Raw genomic sequence first — 5,831 nt, forward strand, 5'->3', positions numbered from 1 at the left:
CGGCCTAATCCGCGGTCTTTCATGCAGCAGGGGCTCTCAATGTTTTTATGTCCTGCTCATATCGTCTCTGCCGGCAGTTTGGGATGTTCCTTGGGGTAGTCATTGGGGACGTTCTTTAATGACTGGTCGTTTAAGAACGTCCCCAACGACTACCCAGAATGAGAGTGGATAATCTCCCGTTTTTGGCCTATACCAGCGCTAAAAGTGGGAGATTATCCACTCTCATCGAGCAAGTGTCCGAAAATCCGCCCTCATTCCTTCTTAGGACCCTCCGTCCCCGAGGATTCGAGGCTCGCCTGCCGAATGGTCGATGCGGCCGTCCTGCGTCCATGTCACACTCAGGGGTGGCCTGACCCAACTTGGAAGGAGCCCCCATGAGCCTTGACAACGTAACTCTGCGTGCCGCCACGCTCGATGACCTGGCCGGCATCGCCGCCATCTACAACCAGCTGTGGTGCAACACGCTGCGCAACCGAGGCGACGTCGAAGCCGCCGATTTCTGTGCGCGCTTTAACATCGCCATGCAGCTGCAGCGCTCCCCCATCGCGCTCGTTGCCGAAGCTGAAGGCCGCATCATCGCCGCTTGCTGCATCGGTATCTTCGAAGACGGCAAACCACGCACCAATCCCACGTGGGAGCCCTGCTACAACGAGATGTTCGTCCAGGCAACCGAGATGGCAAAGACCGCCGATGCCAAGCTCGAAGGCTCGCTCTTTGGCGATAGCCGCGAGAAGGCAACAGCCGACCGCTTTGCCGCCACGGGCAACGAATATGCCCAAGGCCAGCTCAACCTGATCATCATCGTGCCCGAATGGCAGGGCAAGGGGCTCGGCCGTGCGCTCATCGACCTTGCGCGCGCCGAACTCGCCAAAGCCGGGTGCACCAAATTCTTCCTGATGAGCGACTGCAACTCCGACTGGCAGTTCTACGAGCACCTCAACATGAAGCGCATCTTGGAGGATCACAGCCAGGACACCGGCGACGGATTTATCGTCTATATGTACGGAGGCGACACGCAGGATTAACTTGCATGTCGCCTCACGGGCTTTCTACAAGACGGCCCAAACCATCAACCAAGACGAGTCAACAAGGCGCGCTCTCCTCGGCAGCAAGGGCATTCGTGCTGTAACGAGTGGTGGAGATGGCCACGCTTGCACACAACTGTCTCGGATAGATAGCGGTCGAGCAGGCGCGCCCATGTGCGTGCGTCAAGACGCTCCTCCGCCCTGCCATACAGCGATCGACGGAGTGCCTCGCCCATAGTGCCGCTAAAATCATCGAGCTCAAGAGCGTACTTTGGGACAACGTATCCGACCAACGTCCCCACAAACGGGCTGTGCCCATTACACACGCAGCTGTTTATCAATGGTGCAGGCGGAATGTCATCGTCGTCCAGGTCAAATATGTCCAAGTCCAGCTCACCAGAAGCGTATGGGTGTATTCCGCGGTTAAGCATCTTAAAGATATGGACCGCGAGTCCAAAGTCATCCGTCTGTGGCGTAAACACGGGGGCATTCGTGGACGCTGCCAAGCTCTCGAAATCGCTGATGCCGGCTATCTCCATGAGTTGAAGCACCTCGGGGGCAATATAGCCGGGAGCGGCGCACGCAGTCCTATGTGTCACATCCGAAAGCGTAAAGCTATACGAGCGCCTTGATGGTATCCATGCCCGCATGCGCCGAAGCCTCGCAACCCTTCTGCCCGTTGAGCACGCACTCGAGCAGCGTATCGTATGCGCGCTGGGCTTCGGGGGCCAGGTACGCCCTGTTAAACATGCCCTCGGGTCGCACGTTTCCCTTCGAGTCGATCATATAAGGCCCCAATCTGTTTGGTTTCCCCAGATTGTGTGCCCGCACACCCAAGCCGCACGGCCCGCCGTTCAGCTGAAACCACCACACAAAAAGTCCGCCGACCATTGAAGTCGGCGGACTTTCGCGTGCGGACAATCAAGCACTGTTCACCATGGAACTGCTATTTACAGCGCGCCTTGGGCTGCTGCTGGGTGATGCAGTGGATGTTGCCGCCGCCGTAGATAACCTCGCGAGTCATGATACCGATGACTTCACGGTCCGGATAAGCAGCCTGGATATCCTTGAGCGCCTGGGCGTCATTGGGATCGCCGAACTGCGGTACAAGCACTGCGCCGTTGATGGGCAGGAAGTTGAGGTAGCTCGGCTCGAAAGCATCCTCGGGGGTACGCGGCAGCACGCCCTCGACGGGGTCAATCGTGCTGGCCTCCTCCTCGGTCATATATACCGAGGTCGCAGGCATAATCACCTTGTGGATCTTGAGCTTGCGGCCACGGGCATCCGTCGTCTCGGAAAGCGTCTTATACGCCTCTTGGCACTCCTTGTAGAACTTATGGTTGGGATCATCGGTCCACATGCAGCAGACCTCGCCGGGCGCACTAAAGCATGCGACGTCGTCCACGTGCCCGTTGGTCTCAAACGGGTCGATGCCATCCTTGATCCAAATGACCTTCTCGATGCCCAGGTACTCGGCAAGCTTCTCCTCGATCTGCTCCTTGGTGTACTGGGGGTTGCGGTCCTCATTGAGCAGGCACATCTCGGTGGTCACCACGGTGCCCTGGCCGTCGCAGTTAAACGAGCCACCCTCGAGGATATAATCCTCGGGACGATAGCGGTTAACCTGCTCGAGCTGTGCCACCTGCAGGCCAATGGAAGCGTCCTTGTCCCACGGGAAATACAGGCCGTCAATGAAACCGCCGTAAGCATTAAAGTGGAAGTGCGAGAGTGCCACGTCCCCCTTGTCGTTGACAAGAAACGCCGGGCCGGGGTCGCGAATCCAGCTGTCGTTGTACTCCATGTGGATAACGCGCACGTTCTCAACGCCGTCGAAGATCTCACACACCGCGGGGAAGTCTTCAGTGTTGACGCCCACAGTGATGGGCTGAAAACGTGCAACGGTCTTAATAATCTCGGTAAAGACCTTTTGCGCCGGCTTGGCACCACAGCGCCACACATCCGAGCGATGCGGCCACAAAATCCAGGTGCGCTCCTGCTCTTCGTACTCGCCGGGCATGTAGAATCCGTCCTTCTTTGGCGTAGACTCGCTCTCGTAAATAGTCTTCATTTCAAGCTCCTAAATCTCGGTGCTTTTGCTTGACGAGACCATGATGCGGCCGCACCGAGATGTTCTCAATGGTCCCTCGAGCCCCTTTCAGCGACCGACGGTATACCATTCGCTGACCTAAAGTTCTATTCAGGCCGAGAACATGACATACTGGGTTCCACAATGGAAAGGATGCCCTATGCCCCCATGCAATAATCAGCAGACTATTGAGTTGGACAGTACGACCTGGACTGCTCTCAACGAGCTCGCGCTTGCAATCCACGCATCACACGGTGTCGATAAGCTGCAAAAGGAGACCCTCGAGGGAACGACAGGGCTCGTGCCCCATCGGATCGCCATGTTCGACCTGATCGAGGCAGCGGGCAGTGATGCCCCACGCTACGTCCACCCCGCAAGCAGCGGAATGGACGACCGCGCACTGAGCGACTACTACAACCGCTACGCCGCGATGGACTATACAACATGGAGCTTTGACTTACATAAGGTCGGCGTCTACCGCGACCTCGACCTCGTCGACGTCGAGCGACGCGATGCCACGCCCATCTATCGCAAATGGATGGAACCGCAGGGCGTCTACTTTGGCTGTACGGCCACGCTCGCGCACAACGACAGCCCGCTAGGAAGCATCACCCTGTTTCGTGAACGCACGGCCGGAGACTTCACCGACACCGAGCTCGCAATCCTGCTCGAAGTCGCTCGGCACGCGAGCCTCGCGCTCGCCAACCTCTATCCTCGGGGCATTAAACTCACCCAGACAGAAGACACAAACCAGCTAAATGCTTTCATTACAGAACACAATATCCAACCGCGCGAAGCTGAAGTCATGCGGCTCATGCTCGACGGCAAAACGAACAAACAGATGGCAAACGAGCTATTCATAAGCGAGTCAACCGTCAAGAAGCATGTCAACGCCATCTATCGCAAGCTCGGCGTCAGCAACCGCCTGGGCCTCATGACTGCCACGCAAAACATCCCGCGATAAAAAAGGGCGCCCTCCATGCAGAGAACGCCCTTTGATTTCGCCATTTGAATTAGTGTCGGCTCTGGCTCAAAGAGTAGACAGGTTTATTTTGGCAGGTTTTATCTGGGCAAATGTCAGCCGCCGCGAGGGAGCTGCCTTCCCTCGCGGCGGTCTTCTAGCAGAAAAACCAAGTGAGTAGGCTTTTTGCAGGAGGTCAAGCACGCCCCAAAACGCCACAGCTCTGACCTGCGGTTTTATTGAGTATTTGTTGCGATGTGCTCGGCATATCCAAATAAGTCTACTCACTTGCATCTAAGACGCACCAGATAGGCAAAAACCGCCGCAAAAAGGGGGCCGGTTCCCTTCGCGGCAGCCGTTAATACGCCGAGCTTGTTATCGTAAAAGCCAATCACGCGCCGAAACCACACTACAGTCTTTCGACTCATACGTTGAGTCCACGCGGGCCACAACATAGCGCGCATCTTTTGCAATGTCGATCTCATCGCATACAGTCTGTAGATGGCGGGCGTACTTATCGTGATACGTTCTGGATGATTTTATTTCGATAGCCTTGGGACTCCCTGAGTTTGTACAGTCGAGCAAATCGATTTCACGCTTGCTGTCGTCCCTATAGAAATACAGCTCGGGATTCTCGCCCACGTTGAGATGGCTCTTCGCCGTTTCGGAAACGATGAGGTTTTCGAAAACGGCCCCCAGATAAGGGCTCTCCAATAGTTGCTCCAGTGATCCAATTTTGAGCAAGTAGCAGAGCAGCCCCGTGTCGTAAAAATAGAGCTTGGGCGTTTTAGTTAGACGCTTCTTGGCATTTGCATAATAGGGCTGCAGCGAAAACGTCAGGTAGCTCTGCTCCAGAATGGACAACCAGCTTTTAATGGTCGATACGCTCACGCCCGTATCTCGAGAAAGCGAGGATATATTGATGAGGGCACCGACGCTCTGAGCAATTATGGACAGAAACTTATGAAACTCCGCCTTATTGCGCACATCAAGCAAGCCCACAACATCGCGCTCAACATAGGTATCGATATAGCTGGGAAAATAAACCGAGGACGGCATTCCGGCGGAACGCAGGCGAGGGTATCCCCCTTCGAGCGCGAACAAATCCACTTCCAGCTGCCCCTGCTGGCCCCTCTCCGCTTCTCGAAACGATAATGGCAGCAATTTTAAGATCCCGACTCGCCCGGCAAGAGACTGCCCGATGCTTTTCATCATCAAAAAGTTTTGCGAGCCTGTAAGGATGTATTGACCGGCGTCTCCCCGCTCATCCGAAACAACCTGGATCATTGAAAACAAATCCGGGGCGTATTGCGCCTCATCGATGATGAGTCCGCCCTTTCGGTTGCGGATAAAACTCACCGGATCCTCCAAGGCCGCGCGCCTCGTTTGAGGGTCCTCAAGCGTGACGTAGGAATAGTCGGGAAAGGCATGCCGAACCAGCGTAGACTTACCACTCTGCCTAGGCCCTGTCAACGACACAACAGGAAACCAGCCTGCCATGCGAATGAGCAACTCATGCAAATCCCTGTTAATGAACTCAGCCATATCAACGCCCCTTATTACGCTGTTACCATAATCGAATAGTTTCATTCTCCATAATCTTATAGTAGCGTTTACCATAATCTTATAGTAACCCAGTTCAAAAGCATTATTTATAGAGCCGAAATCTCAGACCCTAAATAAATCAGAACCACCCTTAAAAAGGGTGGTTTGCTCTTAGGGTATAACCCACGGGCCCCGGGCTCGCGTCTAAAGGCGC

The 5,831-nt window shown here is 55.3% G+C and carries 5 protein-coding genes; 2 read left to right on the plus strand and 3 right to left on the minus strand.

The features are described from left to right. The first annotated feature begins 374 nt into the window (after positions 1 to 374). Entirely contained in the window at positions 375 to 1,025 is a 651-nt protein-coding gene (locus tag ABG996_RS10560) for a GNAT family N-acetyltransferase (RefSeq protein ID WP_117806742.1), read from the plus strand. A 615-nt stretch (positions 1,026 to 1,640) separates the two neighbouring features. On the opposite strand, the gene ABG996_RS10565 is transcribed toward ABG996_RS10560, so the two are convergent. Together ABG996_RS10565 and aguA are read right to left on the minus strand one after the other, a co-directional pair. Then, positions 1,641 to 1,811 carry a hypothetical protein gene (locus ABG996_RS10565; RefSeq protein WP_158554607.1) on the minus strand — a complete coding sequence of 57 codons (171 nt, stop codon included), beginning with the start codon at positions 1,809 to 1,811 and terminating at the stop codon, positions 1,641 to 1,643. A gap of 160 nt (positions 1,812 to 1,971) precedes the next feature. After that, on the minus strand, positions 1,972 to 3,093 hold the full coding sequence (gene aguA / locus ABG996_RS10570) for an agmatine deiminase (protein WP_161155974.1): 1,122 nt from the start codon (positions 3,091 to 3,093) through the stop codon (positions 1,972 to 1,974). Between the two features lie 178 nt (positions 3,094 to 3,271). Between aguA and ABG996_RS10575 the strand changes: the two genes are divergently transcribed. Beyond that, the gene (locus ABG996_RS10575) at positions 3,272 to 4,075 is read left to right on the plus strand and encodes a LuxR C-terminal-related transcriptional regulator (RefSeq protein ID WP_271736885.1); all 804 of its coding nucleotides are present in this window, start codon (positions 3,272 to 3,274) and stop codon (positions 4,073 to 4,075) included. A gap of 372 nt (positions 4,076 to 4,447) precedes the next feature. Here ABG996_RS10575 and ABG996_RS10580 read toward each other — a convergent pair whose 3' ends face one another. Next, complete coding sequence (locus tag ABG996_RS10580) at positions 4,448 to 5,617, minus strand: ATP-binding protein (protein WP_199409482.1); 1,170 nt, start codon at positions 5,615 to 5,617, stop codon at positions 4,448 to 4,450. Between the last annotated feature and the right edge of the window lie 214 nt (positions 5,618 to 5,831).

It is taken from the genome of Collinsella aerofaciens (assembly GCF_039836695.1).
Lineage (GTDB): Bacteria > Actinomycetota > Coriobacteriia > Coriobacteriales > Coriobacteriaceae > Collinsella > Collinsella aerofaciens_BD.

What these genes read in the sequence shown, in the direction of transcription:
- ABG996_RS10580 (WP_199409482.1), bottom strand. Translation starts at nt 5,617, where the DNA reads ATGGCTGAGTTCATTAACAGGGATTTGCATGAGTTGCTCATTCGCATG.
- aguA (WP_161155974.1), bottom strand. Translation starts at nt 3,093, where the DNA reads ATGAAGACTATTTACGAGAGCGAGTCTACGCCAAAGAAGGACGGATTC.
- ABG996_RS10565 (WP_158554607.1), bottom strand. Translation starts at nt 1,811, where the DNA reads ATGATCGACTCGAAGGGAAACGTGCGACCCGAGGGCATGTTTAACAGG.
- ABG996_RS10560 (WP_117806742.1), top strand. Translation starts at nt 375, where the DNA reads ATGAGCCTTGACAACGTAACTCTGCGTGCCGCCACGCTCGATGACCTG.
- ABG996_RS10575 (WP_271736885.1), top strand. Translation starts at nt 3,272, where the DNA reads ATGCCCCCATGCAATAATCAGCAGACTATTGAGTTGGACAGTACGACC.